Source organism: Marinobacter lipolyticus SM19 (genome assembly GCF_000397065.2).
GTDB lineage: Bacteria > Pseudomonadota > Gammaproteobacteria > Pseudomonadales > Oleiphilaceae > Marinobacter > Marinobacter lipolyticus.
Window position 1 is genome coordinate 1 of the sequence record NZ_KE007306.1, and the last position, 18,974, is coordinate 18,974.

The window sequence follows — 18,974 nt, forward strand, 5'->3', positions numbered from 1 at the left end:
CGTTAAATCTAATTTTGTCATCCCATGCCATACCTTCTAACGCTGCGAGCAGCGGCGCGGTTTCCGCGTCCGCTGCCTTGCCTGGTTAAGTGGCGACACACCAACACCACTACTGGCACGGTGTGAGCCTGCGAACCAGACTGAATTTATGGCACCCGCAAGAACCTAAACTTTGCAGCTACCCCCAACTTGGATTGTGGCCGCCCGCAACGAACGGGAAAGCCCAGCCACAACCACCTTACCCAACAATGGCACCAGGAACGAAGCTGCCGGATATGTGGACCGGCAAAGAGCCTGATGCTGCGACGCCAACTATTGGCACCGATTTATAAATTGGCTCTGCGCTTCGATAAATAGAAAAGCAGAGCCATTTAACGCGAAGCTTAGCGGCGACCTTGTAATGGAGGCGAAGCCGCAATGAAAAGGGCGTCCGGCGGCCATCGGCCGCGTACTACAGCGATTTGTTAAGGCTAGACTCGCACCGAGGCAGTTTCCCTAGATGCCATCACCACCGCCAAATCCATCTCCAGCATCGCCGCCTGATGAAATTCCGCTCTCGCCTGAAACACCACCGACAGCGGTAACAATCGCTACATTGAAGCTCACTGCTCTGGCCGTTGCATAATCCATAACCATTGATTGAGGATAAGTTGTGCTCCGCTCGTATTCCTCTTTAGTACAATAAAGCGCGATGGCATAACAAAGATACTTGTCAGGCAGGTTCAGTGAAGTTGCTGTATCCGTAACTTGCGTCGCCGTGTAAGTCCTCTTATAGCCAAACCTTTCTCTCAGCGCGGGACCAAGCACTCTGACATGCTTTTTGATCGCTCGTTTTCTAAAGAACCAGCTGAAAATATTCACGTGGTACCTTTTGCCTTAACATTTGTATATGAGTCTCAATGATCACTTTTCCAGCGACTCATATCTCAATTCAACAATCCTTCAAAACTAGGCAAAAAACCCCATCAGGTCAATAAGTTCCGAGCGATTTCCTGGACCCCGCCCCAAACAAAAATGATCACAAAGACCACTATCCACTTTTCCAACCACCCTTCCATGCCACTGATTAAAAAAGGAAACTTACAGGTTTCTACAAACTCACCCAGTTCATGGTCGCAATGATCATTTTTCCATTTATAAGCCCGCCGTCACTCTACTCGCGCTAGACTTTTACCTTGGGCGAATCCAAATTGTTAAGAATTATGGAAGACACCGACATGAATTCGGTGCTGTTATGCGGGTCAGGAGTGGCGTTGCGTTATAACAGACCGGCTTGGCGGCGAACGGCATCCATGATGCGTTGGCAGGACAGGGTGCGCTCATGGGTCATGAGCTCGCTTTCGGGCTTGCCCTCGGCAATACAGCTGATCACATGCCGGATCTGGTATTCAAAGCCGTTGACCTCAAACGGGCAATCCAGCGTGTGCGTATCCTCATCGGCGTCAACCAGGCTGATTCTTTCCGCACCCCAAAACATGTTGTGAAGAACGATACGGCCCTGACTGCCGAAGAGGGTTAATTCGTTGTCGTATTGGCATTCAAAGCTGCAAAGCAGTTGGCTGGCCTTGCGATCAGGGTAATGCAACTGGATGGCGCAGGTTTCATCGACGCCAGTCGGCCCCATATGTACCTGGGAGATGATGCCTTCAGGTTCGGCCTGCATAAACCACTGTGAGGTGGCCACAGGATAGATTCCCATATCCAGCAAGACACCGCCGGCCAATTTGGGGTTAAGCAGGCGATCATCAGGCTCGCGCGGTACGACAAAACCGAACGAGGAGCGCAGGCTGTTGATCTCCCCTATTCTCCCCTCGGCCAGCCAGGCATTGGCCTGTTGATACGCGGGCAGAAACAGCGACCACATGGCCTCCATCACGAACACGCCCTTAGCCCTGGCAGCCGCGAACAAGCGCTCGGAGTCGGCGGCGGTGACGGTCAACGGCTTTTCCACCAGGAGGTGCTTACCGCGGGCTATCGCTGCCAGCGCCTGCTCGAGGTGGAAGTTGTGCGGGGTGGCAATATAGATGGCATCCAGGCTGTCATCCTTATAGAGCAGGTCGTAATTCTCATAGACCGTTTCTATCTGGTATTTATCGGCAAAAGCGCGGCCACGCCGGGCATTGCGGCTGGCAACGGCTTTAAGCTTGCCAACACCCTGCGCTTGCATTGCCTGGGCAAATGTCTCAGCGATCCGCCCCGGCCCTACCAATCCCCAATTGAAATCGACTGTTGCCAACCTGAGCCCCTTATGCAGATTTTTCTGCTTCCAAAGTCAGAAACTCAAAGATCGCCCAAACTTCCACGGGCAATCTCGGTAATTTTAGCCCAATCTTTTGAAGCAATTGCGTCAGCTGGTGTCAGCCAGCTACCGCCAACGGACTGGACGTTGCCCTGGGCCAGGTAATCCTTGGCGGTATCGCGACGGATTCCGCCTGTCGGGCAGAAGGTCACGTCCGGGAACGGGCCGCTGAAAGCTTTCAATGCCGGGATGCCGCCAGCAACCTCGGCGGGGAAGAATTTGAATTCCCGATAGCCGAGGTTATACCCCAGCATCAATTCGGAGATTGTAGAGATTCCGGGCAACAGCGGAACCTCGGAGGTCAGGCCGAATTCCAGGATGGCTTCGGTAACGCCCGGAGTGATCACAAACTGGGCACCGGCCGCCTCTACCTGACGGTATTGAGCGATGCTGGTAACGGTTCCGGCACCAACCCAGGCATCAGGTATGGCTTTACGGACTTGCTCAATGGCTTTGACACCGTGCTCGGTGCGCAGGGTAATTTCCAGCACATTGATACCACCATCCACCAATGCCTGGCACAGGGGCACGGCGTCATCAGGATCGTTAATGGCGATCACCGGGATCAGGGGGGAGGACGCCAGCACTGCCCTGACGCGCTCACGGTGAAAATCGGATAGTTGGCTCATGGTTCTACTCCATATTGAGATTCGTGGGCGGGCTCAGGGACTCCAGAACACTTGCAAGTCGGGCTTGAGGAAGGCGCGGATGGGCATGGCCATGACATCATCTGGAGCGCCAAGCGCTTTCTTCAGGGTATCCAGCTTATCCGTGCCCCTGAAGTGTAGGGCAATAAAGCGGGCGCTACACAGGGCCGGCCTGGTCAGAGTGATTCGTTTTTGCGGTTGAGATGCTGGCGTCATGGCAGCAACGATATCCCGGCATTCCGGATCCATTGCATGAGACAACTCTTCGGCGTCCGGGAACAGCGAGGCTGTATGACCGTCGTTACCCATGCCAAGAATCACCACATCCAGCGGCAGTAACAATCCAGCAAGCTCGGCTTTGGCAGCGTCGAGCCCGTCTGCCGGCGTTGCACCGGCCTGCTTCAGGGACAGGAAATGGGCAGCGGTGGCTTTATGCTGCAGCAGGGATTCCTTCACCAGGCGGGTATTGCTGGCTGAATCGGTTTCGTCGACCCAACGCTCGTCCGCCAGCAAGACATCCACCCGACTCCAATCCAGTTCCTTGCGGGACAACGCCGTGAAAAACGGCAGAGGCGTCGAGCCGCCGGACACCACCAGGCTCACTCGTTCGGCCTCCGCGAGACGTTTCCTGAGAAAATCCGATACCGCCTGCGCCAGTTCAAGGGCAACCTCATCCGGCGTATCGCCAAACCGGGGCTTCACCCCCGGGGGAAACTGAATATCAGGCGTCTTCATACCAGCTCCTTCCATCCCTGGTGATCATGGCAATAGAGGCAACCGGCCCCCAGGTTCCGGCGGCGTATCGCTTGGGCGGCTCACCGCTGTCATTCCAGTTGCGGATAACCTGATCCACCCAACGCCAGGCATGCTCGACTTCATCCCGGCGCACAAACAGGTACTGGTTTCCTTTCATTACCTCCCACAAAAGACGCTCGTAGGCATCCGGAATACGGTCCGCATCGAAGGTTTCAGAGAACGTCAGTTCCAGTGGGCCCTGACGCAGCCTCATCCCCTTGTCCAGTCCCTGATCCTTGGTCAGGATTTTCAGGGACATTCCCTCATCAGGCTGCAGGCGAATAATCAGCTTGTTATTGGCCAGGTGCTTCTGATCCGGGTCAAAGATATAGTGAGGCGCGGGTTTGAAATGAATGATGATCTGCGAGAGCTTTTCCGGCAGGCGCTTGCCGGTGCGGATGTAGAAAGGCACACCGGACCAGCGCCAGTTTTCGATCTCGGCCTTGAGGGCCACGAACGTTTCCGTGGAACTGCCCTTGTTGGCTCCCTCCTCGCCAAGGTATCCGGGCACCGGCTTGCCATCGCTGGTGCCGGCGGTGTACTGACCGCGCACCACATGACTGTCCATCAGCTCAGGCGTAATCTCTCTCAACGCCTTGAGCACCTTGACCTTTTCATCACGAATGCTGTCCGCTGAAAGATCCGACGGCGGGTCCATGGCGATCAGGCAGAGCAGTTGCAGGAGGTGGTTCTGGATCATGTCCCGGATTTGGCCGGCCTTGTCGAAGTAGCCCCAGCGGCCCTCAATGCCAACGCTCTCAGCCACGGTGATCTCAACGTGGGAAATGTGGTTCTGATCCCATTGGGAGGCGAACAGGTTGTTGGCGAACCTCAGTGCGATCAGGTTCTGGACCGTTTCCTTACCCAGATAATGGTCAATGCGGAACAGCTGATCTTCCCGGTAAACCTCCCCGAGCTCATCGTTAATAACCTTGGATGACGCCAGATCGTGACCGATCGGCTTCTCGACCACCACGCGGGTTTGATCCGTGCAACAGTTGGCACCTTTCAGGTTACGCGCGATAACACCGTACATGGCCGGTGGCGTCGCCATATATACAATGAGGTTGCCCTCAGGTGTTCCCCGCCACTCGTTAAGGGCGCCGTAACCATCCGGATCGGTAAAGTCCAGGTACAGGTAATCCACCCGTTGCAGGAAGGTTTCGACCAGAGCGTCGTCAAATTCATGGGGTTTTACATGCTCCCTGAGCTTGTCCTGAAGTAGCTTGCGGGCTTCTGCGGTATCGACCTTATTACGGGCGATTGCCAGAATCCGACTCCCCGAATCCAGCAGGCCGGAACGCTCCAGCTGATACAGTGCCGGAAAAAGCTTACGTTGCGCCAGATCACCCAGCGCTCCAAACATCATCAGGTCACAACGGGTACTGTTGTTATCGGCCATTGGTTCCTTCTCTCATATCAAACCACAATGTAGTAATATTAAACAAATAATGACACTGAAACGTGGGAATTCCAAGAATAAAATCCATTTTGTGATATTTTTACTACCGCAAATTCGATAAAAACACGGTATAATCAAGCCCAAAATGTCACAACGAACGCCGATGATTCAGGGAGTACCCTTCAATGGCTGCGAACCAGGCGAACCGAGACGATAATCTGATTGAAGACATCCAGTCCCGGCTGGACAGTCTTAACAAGTCCGAACGCAAGGTGGCCGAGGCCATCCTCCGCGATCCCAGTGCGGCAACCCGCTACAGCATTGCCGCGCTTGCCCGCGCAGCGGATGTCAGCGAACCCACCGTTAACCGGTTTTGCCGCGGCTTTTCGGCAACCGGCTTTCCGGATTTCAAGATTCGGCTGGCCCAGAGCATCGCAACCGGTACCCCTTATATTGGTCAGAATGTAGAGCCGGATGACAGTGTTGCCGAGTTCGCCGACAAGATCATGCTCAGTACCATTGCCAGCCTGGACAAGGCTCGCCAGGCACTGGACCCGAAAGCCCTGGCGACCGCCATTGATTACCTGATTCAGGCAAAACAGATCAACTTCTTTGGCATGGGGGGCTCCGCCCCGGTCGCCCTGGATGCACAACACAAGTTCTTCCGCTTCAACATTCCGGTCATGTCCTACGATGACGCACTCATGCAACGCATGGTGGCCGCCGGTTCTGCCACCGGCGACGTGATCGTGATGATCTCCTACACCGGTCGCACCAAGGAAACCGTGGACATTGCGCGGATCGCCAGGGCCAACGGCGCAACGGTCATCGGCATCACCAATCCGGACTCCCCCCTCGGCGAGGCTTGCACCGTCGCGCTGGAGGTCACCGCCCCTGAAGACACCGAGGTTTATATGCCGATGTCTTCGAGAATCATTCACCTGACCGTTATCGACATCCTGGCAACCGGAGTCACACTCAAACGTGGTGCAGACTTTCTTGGCCATCTGAAAAAAATCAAGGAAAGCCTGAAGCCAACACGATTCCCTTCCGAGTAACCCTGCCAATAAGGTAGCAGAGCTATTGAATGAGGGGCTCATCCTTCTACGCCCCTCCTCCCCCTGAAAACTCACCCCCCATTTTCTCAAGCACGGAGGATGCACCCATCACTGTGTTACCGGAGTATTAAACCCGGTTTCCCAATGTCCGATTGGCAGAAGCTGCAATCGCGGGAACCGGAAGTCAGATCCGGACGACACAGCAGTTCACAGCAGCGTTAACCGGAGATTCCGCTTCCCTGACATATAAAATGACAAAAAGCACAGGACTCAGATCATGCAGAACAAAAAGCGCTTCCTTGCAAATAAGCTTCCGCTTGCTGCTGCTATAACCGCAGCAGTAATGGCCACCCCAGCCCTTGCCGTTGATTTCCACGGCTACGCCCGCGCTGGTCTCAGCACCACTTCCGACGGCGGAGAACAGCTCTGTTACGGCAGCGGCGCTAACGCTCACACTGTTGGTCGCCTGGGAGACGAGTGCGATACCTACGGTGAACTCAGTCTCGGGGACGAGCTTTTCAACCAGGATGGTAAGGTTTTCCGGTTTGACACAATGGTTGCTTATCAGGCGACCAACCAGGGTAACGACTACCAGTCACTGAGCGGCCCCAATGAAGTCATTGGCGTTGATTTTGAAAATGAGCAAACCACTCTTGGTTCCAGTGAACCCTGGGCAGGAGGAGACATTGCACTGCGCCAGGCTTACGGCTCTGCCAAAGGCGTTATCGGCTGGGCTCCTGAGGCAACACTCTGGGCGGGCAAACGCTTTTATCAACGTAAAGATGTGCACATCCTGGACCTGTATTATGTGAACAACTCCGGTTATGGCGCAGGCCTGGAAGGCGTGGATGTAGGTCCGGGCAAGGCATCTTTCGCCGTCACGAATTTTGATACACCGTCTCGCCATAGCGGCGACAGCGATGACGGCCTCTATGTCCAGAACAACAAGCTCGACCTGCGCTATGCCTTTCCGGTCGGACCGGGCAATCTGGAACTGATTGGCATCTACGGCTATGCCGACCTCACCGACGCACAGGACGAGGCCCAGGCGAACCTGGCCAAAGAAATCGATCGAGACGGTTATTTCTTTACCGCTGAATACTCACAGGGCGTGATGGGTGGTTTCAATAAATTCGTCGTGCAATACGCTGAAGGCTCTATGGGACATCAGGCCTACGTTGCCCACGGTGGCGGCGAATCCCTGAACAGTACCTGGTGGGATGGCACGATCAAAGAAAGCTGGCGAGTCCTGGACTGGGGTGTCATCAAGCTTTCCGACAAGATCGAACTGGGCTACTCCGCCATTTATCAGCAGGGCAAAACCCATGGCAACACAGCCGAGGATAGTCCGCACCTGATGAGCGTTGTTCTTCGTCCGGAGTACAACTGGACCAATTTCATGAAGACCACGCTTGAAGTGGGGTACGACTCCGGCTTCTACGACGGTTCGGTCTGGTCAGAAGATAACGACAAAGACCTGCAGAAAGTCATTGTCGCCCAGGAATGGTCCGCAGGCCCCAGCTTCTGGGCGCGCCCGACCATTCGAGTTTACGCAGGTTCATTCTTCGGTGACCGTGCCGAGGATCGGGACGACGACGGCAATATCCGTGTCGGCGCCCAGGTTGAAGCCTGGTGGTAAGGCTCTAAACACCACACTCTCTTGTTGGACCTCTTGGGCCGGCTTTTGCCGGCCCTTTTTTGTTGCCTCCCCGATTCTCCAAGGTTTCTACTTCCCCCACGCCTTTTCATCTACGCCCCGAAAATTTGCCTGCTGAAGGATGTGATTCCACCTCTGCCGCGCAACGATGACCATGGCCCTTTCGGGCTTTATTCCAAACAAAAACAATGGAAAAGAGGATTTCCTCATGCCTGAGAAAAAACTGGTTGCGGGCAGCTGGGTATTAGCCTTGTCGCTGATACTGGCCGGCTGCAACATCGAGAACGACCCAAACTCACCCGACAAAGACAACGGCAACAAGCAGTCCGAAGAGCTGTTGGAGCCAGGTGAAAACGAAGCACTGCTCTACTACAAACGCACTGACGAGAACTATTCTGGCTGGGGGCTGCATCTCTGGAATGATGCCGCGGCAGGGTGCGACGGCCTGGCCGAAGGCGTTGCCACCGAATGGTCGTCTCCACGACTGCCCGATGGTGTCAGCGATACCTACGGTGCCTACTACTTTATCCCGATGCGGGAAGCCGGAAACTGCCTGAACTTCATTATGCACAATGGTGATGAGAAGGATATTGGCGGCCTGGACCATCGCTGGCACTTTGATGATCTTGGCAATCGTATCTTTACTCTCAGCGGCAGCTCGGAACTCTCCCCGACTCCGATCGAGACGGACGCTCTTGCAATCAACGGAGCCCAGGCTCACTGGCTGGATGAGACAACCATCGTTTTCAAGGACACCGGAGCCTTCAATCGCGTCGAACTTCGTTACGATGATCGCGCTGCGATCAACATCAATCCGAACAACGAAAAGCTTATGGGTGGAAAAGTCATTTCCCTGAGCCCGACCACGCTGTCACCGGCACTGAAAGATCAGTTTCCCCATCTTAAAGATTGGCCCGCCTACGAAGTCAATGCGGATACAGCAACGATCAGGCAGGCACTGAAAGGCCAACTGGTCGCAGCAGCCTACAACAGCAGTGATGATTTGCGGTTAGCCACGCAGGTTCAGATTCCCGGTGTACTGGATGACCTCTATGCCTACGATGGCACCTTGGGCGCCAGGATTAATGGTGCCGTTACAGACTTTGCTGTGTGGGCACCAACAGCACAAAACATGCGCCTGCACGTATTCAATGCCGACGGCACTTTGATCAGCGGCTATCCCGTTGACATGGCGCACAACAATGGCGTGTGGGAGCACACTGGCAACACCGCGGATGTTGACCGCAAGTTCTACCAGTACGAGGTGACGGTATACCATCCGCGCACCAAGGCCATCGAAACCACCATGACGTCTGATCCCTATGCTCTGAGCCTGTCCGAAAACGGGGTCTATGCGCAGGTGGTCAATCTTGATGACAGCGACCTGAAACCGGCTGACTGGGACAGTTTGAGCACGCCGCCCGTGTCTGCCCCGGAAGACGTCGTAGTGTACGAAACCCATATTCGGGATTTCAGCACCACGGATGAAACGGTGACTGCATCAAACCGTGGCAAGTACGCCGCCTTCACGGAAACCACCAGCGATAGTCTTGCCCATCTGAGCGCCCTGGCAAACGCCGGCATCACCCATCTCCACCTGCTGCCAGCCTTTGATATTGCCACGGTCAACGAAAATCCGGCCCATGTCGTCAATATCGATGACGACTTCAGCAAGCTTTGCGACTTGTCCGACGAAGCAGCGGAAACTTACGCCAGCCACTGCGGCAGCGGCAACACGATCCGCACGGTGCTGGAGTCATTTGACCCGACAACCGGCGACGCCCAGGCCCTGTACGGCACGTTCCGTGGTCTGGACAGCTTCAATTGGGGCTATGATCCGGTGCACTACACCGTACCCGAAGGCAGCTACGCCTCCGATGCCCATGGTGTGACCCGGATACGGGAGTTCCGCGAGATGGTCCAGGCGGCCACCAATCTGGGGCTGAATGTGGTGATGGACGTGGTATACAACCACACCAATTCCTCCGGCCTTGCCGACAAGTCTGTCCTCGACAAGCTGGTACCCGGTTACTACCACCGCCAGAACCCGGAAACCGGCGCGGTTGAGCAGTCCACCTGCTGTGAAAATACCGCATCCGAGCACCGGATGATGGAGAAACTGATGATTGACTCGCTGGTAACCTGGGCTTCCGAGTACAACATCTCCGGTTTCCGATTCGACCTGATGGGCCACCATATGCTGTCGAATATGGAAAAGGCCCTGACCGCCGTAAAAGCGGTTGATCCGGACACCTATTTCTACGGCGAAGCCTGGAACTTTGGTGAAGTGGCCAATAACGCCCGCGGCACCAATGCCATTCAGCCCAATATGGCTGGCACCGGTATTGGCTCTTTCAACGATCGGCTGCGCGACGCCGTGCGTGGCGGCGGCCCATTCGACGGTGGCGATGCCCTGCGAGCCAATCAGGGTTATGCCAACGGCCTGTTCACCATTCCCAACGACCGCAACAGCGGCAGTGATGCCGAGAAAGAACGCCTGCTGCACATCAGCGACTGGATCCGGATCGGTATCGCCGGCAGCCTGAAAGACTACGCCCTGGTAACAGCGGACGGGACCACCAGAACTGGTGCGGAAATCGACTACAACGGCCAGAATGCTGGTTACACCAGCGACCCCCAGGAAATCATCAACTACGTATCAAAGCACGACAATCAGACACTCTGGGACAACAACCAGTACAAGGCTGATTTTGCCACCACGCGCCAGCAGCGTGCCCAGATGCAGGTGATTGGCCTGTCACTGCCGATTCTCAGCCAGGGCATTCCATTCATCCACATGGGCTCGGAGCTGCTGCGCTCCAAATCCATGGAGCGGGACAGTTACGATTCCGGTGACTGGTACAACGAGGTCGACTTCAGCTACCAGGAAACCGCCTGGAACCGCGGCCTGCCCCGTCAGGACAAGGACGGCGCCAACTGGGACCTGATCACCGAGATCATCAGCCAGTTTGAGACCGGCCCCACTCCAACCGAGATCAACTACACCCGCGAACAGGTGGAAGAACTCCTGTCAGTTCGCAACCAGAGCGAGCTGTTCCGGCTGCAAACGGCTGAACAGGTCAATGCCCGACTGAACTTCCACAACACCGGGGCGGATCAGCTACCCGGCGTGATCCTGTTCAGCCTGGACGACGGCCCCGATAACGGGCTTGCCGATCTGGACAGCGATATCAACCAGATTGTGGTGGTCATCAACGGCACCGGTTCAGAGCAATCCCTGAGCACCAGCCTGAGTGGCACTTTCACCGTCATGGCTGACACCTCACCCGCCGAAAATGCAGCCTCTGCGAGCGGCACCTTCACAGTACCCGGGCTGTCCGTCGCTGTGTTCAGCAAATAATCGCACTATTGCGTCAATAAGGAGAACACCATGAACAAGAAGCTTACAACACTGGCAATGGTATCTGTGCTGACCATCACCGCCGGCTGCGCCACTTCAGGCAGCAGGGACTACAGCGACTCCCTGTACCTGCGAGGACAATTTGCCTGGTGGGACGCACTGCCCGAGTACAAGGTTAACAAAGTCGATTCCGGCCTTTACCGGACGGAGGTAGAACTCAAAGCAGATGGCCAGCCCTACGAATTCAAGTTTGGTGACGCCAACTGGAGTACCGGCACCAACTGCGGGTACCTGTCCGAGAAGGAGGATAAGGTGGTGACACTGGACAAACCGGTGAATGCCAATTGCTCTGCCGTGTTCGAGAACTTCCGGTTCACACCGCCGGAAAATGGCGTTTATGGCTTCTATTTTGATACCCGAGGTGAGGTACCTCAGGTATATATCAAGAAAGCGAACTAAGAAAAAAGCCCGGGCATGCCCGGGCTTTCTCAACTATCCAGGGCGCCTTGGCGCGCTCTGGACTTCAGCCCCATCAGGGCCGTGACACTTCCGCCTGCTCTCGCAGGTATTGCTGGTACGCCGCGTACTCACGCTGCCCTTCCATCGAAGACAGGAATTGGCGTAGCTGTGACAGCTCACCACTACCTTCCGTAATCTCGCCTTCATTGACCTGATCCAACGCGATAATGGCAATACCATTACCCGACAAAGTCTTTCCGTAGGTCACACCGCCTTCCTGAGGACGCTCCAGCGAGAACGCCGTGGCAATCAGCTGTCGACCAAGATCGCCGGATACACTGCGAGACTGCCCGGTATACTCGACCCATTCACCGGCATCCAGCTCCTCGACCGAAGCACCGGACTCAAGCTGGGCAATCAGTGTGTCCGCCTGCTCTCTCAGCGCCTCACGAGTCTTCTGCTCCAGCAACACGGTGCGAATGTTTTCACGTACCGCGTCCAGCGGCTGCTCCTCAGCCTCATGGAACGTCTTGACTCGGGCAACCACGGATACGTTGTCCCCTACATCAATCAGCTCAGTGTTGAAGCGGTCCTGTAGCACATCCTCCGAAAACAGTTGGCGAACCAGACCCGCATGATCAAAAGGTGCCTCCCCGCCATCCCGGGTAACGCCCTCGGTTTCACGGATTTCCAGCCCGAGCTCTTCCGCCGGTGCGTTGAGATCATCCGCCGCATAGGCAGAATCCGCCAATTGGGTACGCACCTCCGCGAAACGCTCCTGAGCCTGACGCTGCGCCAGTTCACGACGTAACTGATCCTCCATATCATCAAGTGGCGGAACGTCGGCCTTACGCACGTCCAGAAGCTTGATCAGGTGAATACCGAAGCCAGTCTCCACCGGCTCTGAGACTTCACCCTCTTCAAGGGCAAACAGCGTCTCCTCAAAGGCTTCGTCATAGATGCCACGCCCGGCAAAACCCAATTCACCACCTTCGCTCGCCGACATGGTGTCTACAGAAAACTCCTCAGCCAGATCCGCAAACGCTTCGCCAGACTCGAGCCGGTCCTGAATGGTCGATACCGTTTCTGAGGCATCGTCACCACTCTCAATCAGGATATGGGCCGCGCGGCGTTCTTCACTCGCCAGTTCTGAAGCCCTCTCCTCGTAATAGGCCTTGAGCTCCTCGTCACTGACCTCGACGGTTTCCGCCAGTGCCTCAAGGGAAAGCGCAATGTACTCTGCGTCCACACGCTCAGGAAGGCGATAATCCTCGATATTTTCCTGATAGTAGGCTTCGATCTCGGCATCGCTCACATCAACGCCTTCGCGAACCTCATCGGCAGACAGCATCAGCACACGGAAATCACGACTCTGGTTCTGGATGCGTAGCAATTGAGCCACATTTTCCTCGGTCACCACGGCACTCTGGGCAATGCCTGCGCGGATCTGGTTCACGACGTACTGTTTGCGCATGGCCTCACGGAATTCACCGACACCCATGCCCATGTTGCGGACAGTCGCGACGAACCGGTCACGATTAAAGGTGCCGTCAACCTGGAACTGCGGCATCTGGGTAATAAGTGAGTCGATATCCGCGTCTGACAACTCCAGCCCCTGGGCGTTGGCGTCCTGAATCAGAACCTGCTCCCGGATCAGGGCTTCGAGCACCTCCCGGCGAATCAGATCTTCATTAAGCAGAGAGGGATCCGGGGTATCCATTTCAGACAAGCGGCGCTGACTTTCCATCTGCACCACCCGCAGGAACTCCCGCTCTGTGATGTCTTCCCCGTTAACGGTAGCCACTTCAGGCTCGCCGGAAAATCCACCAACGATTGCATCCATCCCCCAGATGGAGAGTGAAACGATCAATAGACCGATGATGATTTTGGCAATGGTGCCCTGGGCATTTTCCCGAATATCTTGAAGCATGTTTCTCCCGGATCCCTGATCAAAGTCGAGATGATTCTTGTCGTGAGATAGTGAAGTTTAAGAGGCCTAACGTAAAAAGGCGCATCCTGTCCGGAATGCGCCTTGAATTCATCTGGAGCGGGCTGGCATCGGAGTTGACCCCGGGCCAACCGCTCCGACAGCAACCGTATGACCGGTGCTGCCAGAGAAAGAACCGTTTACTTAACGGAGTCTTTCAGGGCCTTACCTGCCTTGAACCCAGGCACTTTGGAGGCCGGAATCTTGATCTCGGCACCAGTCTGCGGGTTACGACCAGTGCGGGCAGCACGCTCTTTCACGGAGAAAGTACCAAAACCGATCAGAGTAACCTGATCGCCTTTTTTCAGGGCACCGGTAATGGAGTTGGTCATTGCGTCCAGAGCACGGCCAGCGGCGGCTTTGGAGATATCTGCGGACTCTGCAATTGCATCGATTAGTTCGGACTTGTTCACACTAAACCCCTTCGATTTCAGGTTGAAGATGTTATAGGTTGGTTTGTTTTTTCTCGGACGTTCTCGACTATCGCATAAGCGGTCAGAGAATTCCATTCTTCAGTTTTCTTATTCCTTGCGGTTTTTAACCGGTGTTCGGAATAGGCACTTACTGCGCGGGAGCCCTTGGTATTGGCTGCTTCACGGCGAAACAGTTATACCAATGGGCTCTCCGGCATGTCAACAACTCATCAAGTCTTTAATGTGTATTTATGCGCTCAGCGGCATCGGGATCATCATCCCGGCGCTTCCCGGAACCCGCTTCGGAGGACGAATCCACAGCCCTTGGCTCCGGCGCATACGCCAGCGCAACGTCCAGGACCTCATCAATCCACTTCGCCGGAATGATCTCAAGGGATTCCTTGATATTATCTGGTATCTCCTTGAGATCACGGACATTTTCATCGGGGATTATAACGGTCTTGATGCCTCCGCGATGGGCCGCAAGCAGCTTTTCCTTGAGCCCGCCGATCGGCAAAACACGACCGCGCAGCGTGATCTCACCGGTCATGGCGACATCCGCCCGCACCGGAATTTGAGTCAATGAAGAAACCAGTGCGGTGCACATGCCAATACCGGCACTTGGACCATCTTTTGGGGTTGCACCCTCGGGAACGTGCACGTGGAGATCGTGTTTCTCATGAAAATCCTCGGCGATTCCAAGTCCCGGCGCCCGGCTTCTGACCACCGTAAGGGCAGTCTGAATAGACTCCTGCATGACATCACCCAGGGAACCGGTTTTCACGACACGTCCTTTACCCTTGGTCAGGGCACACTCGATGGTCAACAGCTCACCACCGACCTGAGTCCAGGCCAGACCGGTCACCTGGCCAACCTGATTGGTTTCCTCGGCCAGCCCGTACTTGAACCGCTTGACGCCGGAATAGTCCTCCAGCATCTCTGGGGTAAGCGTCACAGAGGCCTTTTCGCCGCTTTCTACGTGTTGACGTACCACTTTGCGGCAGATCTTGGCGATCTCGCGTTCCAGACCCCGTACACCGGCTTCACGGGTGTAATAACGGATCAGGTCCCGCAGCGTGTCTTCAGGGATAGTCAGCTCGTCCTTGCGCAGGCCGTTGGCCTTGACCTGCTTGGGTAGCAGGTAGCGCAAGGCAATATTCACCTTTTCGTCCTCGGTGTACCCCGGAATACGGATAATCTCCATGCGATCCAGCAATGCCGACGGGATGTCCATGGAGTTGGAGGTACACACGAACATCACATCTGACAGATCGTAGTCTACTTCCAGATAGTGGTCGTTGAAGGTGTGGTTCTGTTCCGGGTCCAGCACTTCCAGCAATGCCGACGCAGGATCGCCGCGATGGTCCATGCCCATCTTGTCGATCTCATCAAACAGGAACAGCGGGTTTTTCACTCCGACCTTGGATAACTTCTGGAGCAGTTTACCCGGAAGCGCGCCAATATAGGTCTTGCGGTGACCGCGGATTTCCGCCTCATCACGCACACCACCGAGGGCCATGCGAGTGTACTTTCGGTTAGTCGCACGGGCAATGGACTGCCCCAGAGAGGTCTTACCCACACCAGGAGGCCCCACAAGGCACAACACCGGCCCTTTCACTTTCTTCACCCGGCTCTGTACCGCCAGGTATTCGAGGATGCGCTTCTTGACCTCATCCAGGCCGTAATGGTCCTTATCGAGGATCTCACGGGCCTTCTCGATGTCGTGACGCACGCGGCTGCGCTTCTTCCAGGGCACCGCCAACATCCAATCGATGTAGCCACGTACCACCGTTGCCTCGGCAGACATCGGTGACATCATTTTCAGCTTGTTCAGCTCGGCCTCGGTCTTCTTGAAGGCCTCTTCCGGCAGACCGGCTTCTTCCAGCTTCTGTTCGAGCTCTTCGAAGTCGTTATTGCCTTCACCCAGGTTACCCATTTCTTTCTGGATAGCCTTCATTTGCTCGTTCAGATAGTACTCACGCTGGCTGCGCTCCATCTGCTTCTTCACGCGCCCGCGAATGCGCTTCTCGACTTCAATCAGGTCGATCTCACCGTCCAGTTTCCCCAGCAGCAGGTCAACACGCTTGCGGACATCCAATGCCTCCAGCAACTCCTGCTTCTCCGGGATGCGCATTTCCAGGTGTGCCGCCATGGCGTCCGCCAGGCGTTCGACATCGGTAATCCCCGTCAGCGCGTTGGAGACCTCGGAAGGTACTTTCTTGGACAGTTTGACGTACTTTTCAAACTCATCCATCAGGGTTTTGACCAGAACGTCCTCTTCACGACCCGGCAGCGTATCCTCGTCCATCATCACCGCTTTGCCAGACAGGTAATCACCCTCGACAATACCGCTGAGCGTGGCGCGGGCATTACCTTCAACCAGGACTTTCACGGTTCCGTCCGGAAGGCGCAGCATCTGCAATACGGTCGCCAATGTGCCCATATCGAACACGTCGTCCGGACCGGGCTCGTCAGTAGAGGCATCCCGCTGTGCGACCAGCAGAATCTCCTTACTGCCCTCCATTGCGGCTTCCAGCGCCTGGATGGATTTTTCGCGCCCCACAAACAGTGGAACGACCATGTGCGGAAACACCACCACATCACGGAGAGGGAGCAGCGGGTATTCGTGCACAGATTCTTCGGGTATCCGGGTCATAAGGAATCCTCTGACGATGTTTCTTTCAGCATACCACCCATCATTGGGGCGTCGGCGAAAATTGCAATCTTTTTACGAAACGAAACAGGGCGGGAAAGACGAGTTACAGACGAATAAAAAGGGGCGTCGCCGCCCCTTTTTATTACTTACGGAACTCCGGGACTGGTTCAGTCCTCGGGAACTGCTTTGGCGTGGTCATTACCAGCGTATATCTTGAACGGCTCGGAATCACCGCTGATAACACTCTCGTCAATGACAACCTTGGTGACATCGTGCTCGGACGGAATCTGGTACATGGTATCCAGCAGGGTTGCCTCCATGATGGAGCGCAGCCCGCGGGCACCGGTTTTCCGTTCCATGGCCTTACGAGCAACCGCCCTCAGCGCATCCTCACGGAAATCCAGCTCCACACCTTCCATATCGAACAGCTTCTGGTACTGCTTGGTCAGCGCATTCTTCGGCTCTGTCAGGATCTGAACCAGCGCCTCTTCATCCAGCTCAGTCAGCGTTGCCACCACTGGCAGACGACCGACAAATTCCGGAATCAGGCCGTACTTCACCAGGTCTTCCGTTTCGACATCCTTGATAATGTCGCCGGTGTTCTTGGTGTCGTCCGGGCTCTTGACCGTTGCAGAGAAGCCGATGCTGCTGCGCTCGGAACGTTCCTGAATCACCTTGTCCAGACCAGCAAACGCACCACCACAGATAAACAGCATGTTACCGGTGTCTACCTGCAGGAACTCCTGCTGGGGATGCTTCCGGCCACCCTGTGGCGGCACTGAGGCAACCGTACCCTCGATCAGTTTCAGCAACGCCTGCTGCACGCCCTCACCAGATACATCCCGGGTAATGGACGGGTTATCAGACTTGCGGGAGATCTTATCGATCTCATCGATGTAAACAATGCCGCGCTGGGCCTTGTCCACATCATAATCGCACTTCTGAAGCAGTTTCTGGATGATGTTCTCAACGTCTTCACCGACGTAACCCGCCTCTGTCAGCGTGGTCGCATCCGCAATGGTGAATGGCACATTGAGCATGCGTGCCAGGGTCTCGGCAAGCAGGGTCTTACCGCTACCGGTAGGACCAATCAGCAGGATATTACTCTTGCCCAGCTCTACCTCTGCCTTGCCCTCGCCGTAACGCAAGCGCTTGTAGTGGTTGTAGACCGCTACCGAAAGCACAACCTTGGCGCGATCCTGACCAATAACATACTCGTTCAGAGTGTCGCGGATTTCAGCAGGTGTCGGGAGACGATCACTGGCCTCTTCCTGCGTATTTTCCTGAATCTCTTCGCGGATAATGTCATTGCACAGGTCAACGCACTCGTCGCAGATGAACACCGAGGGCCCTGCAATGAGCTTACGGACTTCATGCTGGCTCTTTCCACAAAACGAGCAGTAGAGCAACTTGCCGTTATCGTCGCCCCTGCCGTTTCTTTCATCTGCCATTGAAATACCTCTGATCTTGGTTTGCCGGCGTTACTGGCTAATACGCCGGCCAAGGATGATGCGATTACCTTCAGTATTATTTATTCGGTACGCGCTTATCAAGTATAGAATCAATCAGGCCATAGTCTTTCGCCTGTTGAGGATCCATAAAGTTGTCGCGATCCGTGTCCTTGGCAATGGTATCGAGTTCCTGGCCGGTGTGGTGCGCAAGGATCGAATTCAGGGTGTGACGAATCTTCAGGATCTCACGAGTATGGATCTCGATATCGGTTGCCTGGCCCTGATAACCGCCCAACGGCTGGTGAATCATCACGCGGGAATTCGGCAGACACGCGCGTTTGCCTTCGGCACCACCGGCCAGCAGGAACGCTCCCATGCTCGCGGCTTGCCCCACACACAGCGTGGCGACATCCGGCTTGATAAACTGCATGGTGTCATAGATGGACATACCCGCAGTCACGGACCCACCCGGGCTGTTGATATATAGATGGATATCCTTGTCCGGGTTTTCGGATTCCAGGAACAGCATCTGAGCGACAATCAGGTTCGCCATGTGGTCTTCAACCTGACCCACCATGAAGATCACCCGTTCCTTGAGCAACCGGGAGTAGATATCAAAGGAACGCTCACCACGAGCGGTTTGCTCAATAACGATCGGAACCAGGCCGGAACTGGTTACCATTGCGGGACCATCAACAGGTTTTTGCATCATGATGTGCCTGAACTCCTTCTGGACAATGGGGCGTGGCTTCAAGCCACTACGTTATCAGTCTTCTACACCCTACATAC

The 18,974-nt window shown here is 55.4% G+C and carries 14 protein-coding genes; 4 read left to right on the top strand and 10 right to left on the bottom strand.

Annotated elements, in window-relative coordinates; genetic code table 11:
* Positions 1–495: 495 nt before the first annotated feature.
* The 5 genes from MARLIPOL_RS18490 to zwf all read right to left on the bottom strand — a co-directional run bounded on the left by MARLIPOL_RS18490 (position 496) and on the right by zwf (position 5,143).
* Positions 496–861: a DUF6559 family protein gene (locus tag MARLIPOL_RS18490; RefSeq protein ID WP_145768723.1), complete on the bottom strand. Its 366-nt coding sequence runs from the start codon at positions 859–861 to the stop codon at positions 496–498.
* A gap of 397 nt (positions 862–1,258) precedes the next feature.
* Positions 1,259–2,236: a Gfo/Idh/MocA family protein gene (locus MARLIPOL_RS00005; protein ID WP_012135984.1), complete on the bottom strand. Its 978-nt coding sequence runs from the start codon at positions 2,234–2,236 to the stop codon at positions 1,259–1,261.
* 44 nt (positions 2,237–2,280) lie between these two features.
* Complete coding sequence (locus tag MARLIPOL_RS00010) at positions 2,281–2,928, bottom strand: bifunctional 4-hydroxy-2-oxoglutarate aldolase/2-dehydro-3-deoxy-phosphogluconate aldolase (RefSeq protein ID WP_012135985.1); 648 nt, start codon at positions 2,926–2,928, stop codon at positions 2,281–2,283.
* Positions 2,929–2,961: 33 nt separating this feature from the next.
* A complete protein-coding gene (gene pgl, locus MARLIPOL_RS00015) occupies positions 2,962–3,681 on the bottom strand; it encodes a 6-phosphogluconolactonase (protein ID WP_012135986.1) in 720 nt (239 codons plus the stop codon).
* Positions 3,668–5,143, bottom strand: coding sequence for a glucose-6-phosphate dehydrogenase (gene zwf, locus MARLIPOL_RS00020; RefSeq protein ID WP_012135987.1), 1,476 nt, complete (start codon positions 5,141–5,143; stop codon positions 3,668–3,670). The genes pgl and zwf overlap by 14 nt, the downstream gene beginning before the upstream one ends.
* A 185-nt stretch (positions 5,144–5,328) precedes the next feature.
* Between zwf and MARLIPOL_RS00025 the strand changes: the two genes are divergently transcribed.
* The 4 genes from MARLIPOL_RS00025 (at position 5,329) to MARLIPOL_RS00040 (ending at position 11,678) form a co-directional block, all read left to right on the top strand.
* Complete coding sequence (locus MARLIPOL_RS00025) at positions 5,329–6,201, top strand: MurR/RpiR family transcriptional regulator (RefSeq protein ID WP_012135988.1); 873 nt, start codon at positions 5,329–5,331, stop codon at positions 6,199–6,201.
* Positions 6,202–6,478: 277 nt separating this feature from the next.
* A complete protein-coding gene (gene lamB, locus MARLIPOL_RS00030; RefSeq protein ID WP_012135989.1) occupies positions 6,479–7,840 on the top strand; it encodes a maltoporin LamB in 1,362 nt (453 codons plus the stop codon).
* A gap of 226 nt (positions 7,841–8,066) precedes the next feature.
* The gene (gene pulA / locus MARLIPOL_RS00035; protein WP_036190428.1) at positions 8,067–11,219 is read left to right on the top strand and encodes a pullulanase-type alpha-1,6-glucosidase; all 3,153 of its coding nucleotides are present in this window, start codon (positions 8,067–8,069) and stop codon (positions 11,217–11,219) included.
* Positions 11,220–11,249: 30 nt separating this feature from the next.
* Positions 11,250–11,678 carry a hypothetical protein gene (locus tag MARLIPOL_RS00040; RefSeq protein WP_012135991.1) on the top strand — a complete coding sequence of 143 codons (429 nt, stop codon included), beginning with the start codon at positions 11,250–11,252 and terminating at the stop codon, positions 11,676–11,678.
* Between the two features lie 73 nt (positions 11,679–11,751).
* Here MARLIPOL_RS00040 and MARLIPOL_RS00045 read toward each other — a convergent pair whose 3' ends face one another.
* The 5 genes from MARLIPOL_RS00045 to clpP form a co-directional block, all read right to left on the bottom strand.
* A complete protein-coding gene (locus MARLIPOL_RS00045) occupies positions 11,752–13,608 on the bottom strand; it encodes a SurA N-terminal domain-containing protein (RefSeq protein ID WP_012135992.1) in 1,857 nt (618 codons plus the stop codon).
* A 197-nt stretch (positions 13,609–13,805) separates the two neighbouring features.
* Positions 13,806–14,078, bottom strand: coding sequence for an HU family DNA-binding protein (locus MARLIPOL_RS00050; protein WP_012135993.1), 273 nt, complete (start codon positions 14,076–14,078; stop codon positions 13,806–13,808).
* Positions 14,079–14,316: 238 nt separating this feature from the next.
* Positions 14,317–16,734, bottom strand: a complete 2,418-nt coding sequence (gene lon / locus MARLIPOL_RS00055) for an endopeptidase La (RefSeq protein ID WP_012135994.1) — start codon at positions 16,732–16,734, stop codon at positions 14,317–14,319.
* 167 nt (positions 16,735–16,901) lie between these two features.
* Positions 16,902–18,185 (bottom strand): ATP-dependent Clp protease ATP-binding subunit ClpX, encoded by a 1,284-nt coding sequence (gene clpX / locus MARLIPOL_RS00060; RefSeq protein ID WP_012135995.1) that lies wholly within the window; start codon positions 18,183–18,185, stop codon positions 16,902–16,904.
* Positions 18,186–18,261: 76 nt separating this feature from the next.
* The gene (gene clpP, locus MARLIPOL_RS00065) at positions 18,262–18,897 is read right to left on the bottom strand and encodes an ATP-dependent Clp endopeptidase proteolytic subunit ClpP (protein ID WP_012135996.1); all 636 of its coding nucleotides are present in this window, start codon (positions 18,895–18,897) and stop codon (positions 18,262–18,264) included.
* Positions 18,898–18,974: the final 77 nt, after the last annotated feature.

Excerpts from the sequence above, each read along its gene's own strand:
- pgl (WP_012135986.1), bottom strand. The coding sequence starts at position 3,681 with ATGAAGACGCCTGATATTCAGTTTCCCCCGGGGGTGAAGCCCCGGTTT.
- MARLIPOL_RS00040 (WP_012135991.1), top strand. The coding sequence starts at position 11,250 with ATGAACAAGAAGCTTACAACACTGGCAATGGTATCTGTGCTGACCATC.
- pulA (WP_036190428.1), top strand. The coding sequence starts at position 8,067 with ATGCCTGAGAAAAAACTGGTTGCGGGCAGCTGGGTATTAGCCTTGTCG.
- zwf (WP_012135987.1), bottom strand. The coding sequence starts at position 5,143 with ATGGCCGATAACAACAGTACCCGTTGTGACCTGATGATGTTTGGAGCG.
- clpP (WP_012135996.1), bottom strand. The coding sequence starts at position 18,897 with ATGATGCAAAAACCTGTTGATGGTCCCGCAATGGTAACCAGTTCCGGC.
- lon (WP_012135994.1), bottom strand. The coding sequence starts at position 16,734 with ATGACCCGGATACCCGAAGAATCTGTGCACGAATACCCGCTGCTCCCT.
- MARLIPOL_RS00025 (WP_012135988.1), top strand. The coding sequence starts at position 5,329 with ATGGCTGCGAACCAGGCGAACCGAGACGATAATCTGATTGAAGACATC.
- MARLIPOL_RS00045 (WP_012135992.1), bottom strand. The coding sequence starts at position 13,608 with ATGCTTCAAGATATTCGGGAAAATGCCCAGGGCACCATTGCCAAAATC.
- MARLIPOL_RS00010 (WP_012135985.1), bottom strand. The coding sequence starts at position 2,928 with ATGAGCCAACTATCCGATTTTCACCGTGAGCGCGTCAGGGCAGTGCTG.
- clpX (WP_012135995.1), bottom strand. The coding sequence starts at position 18,185 with ATGGCAGATGAAAGAAACGGCAGGGGCGACGATAACGGCAAGTTGCTC.
- lamB (WP_012135989.1), top strand. The coding sequence starts at position 6,479 with ATGCAGAACAAAAAGCGCTTCCTTGCAAATAAGCTTCCGCTTGCTGCT.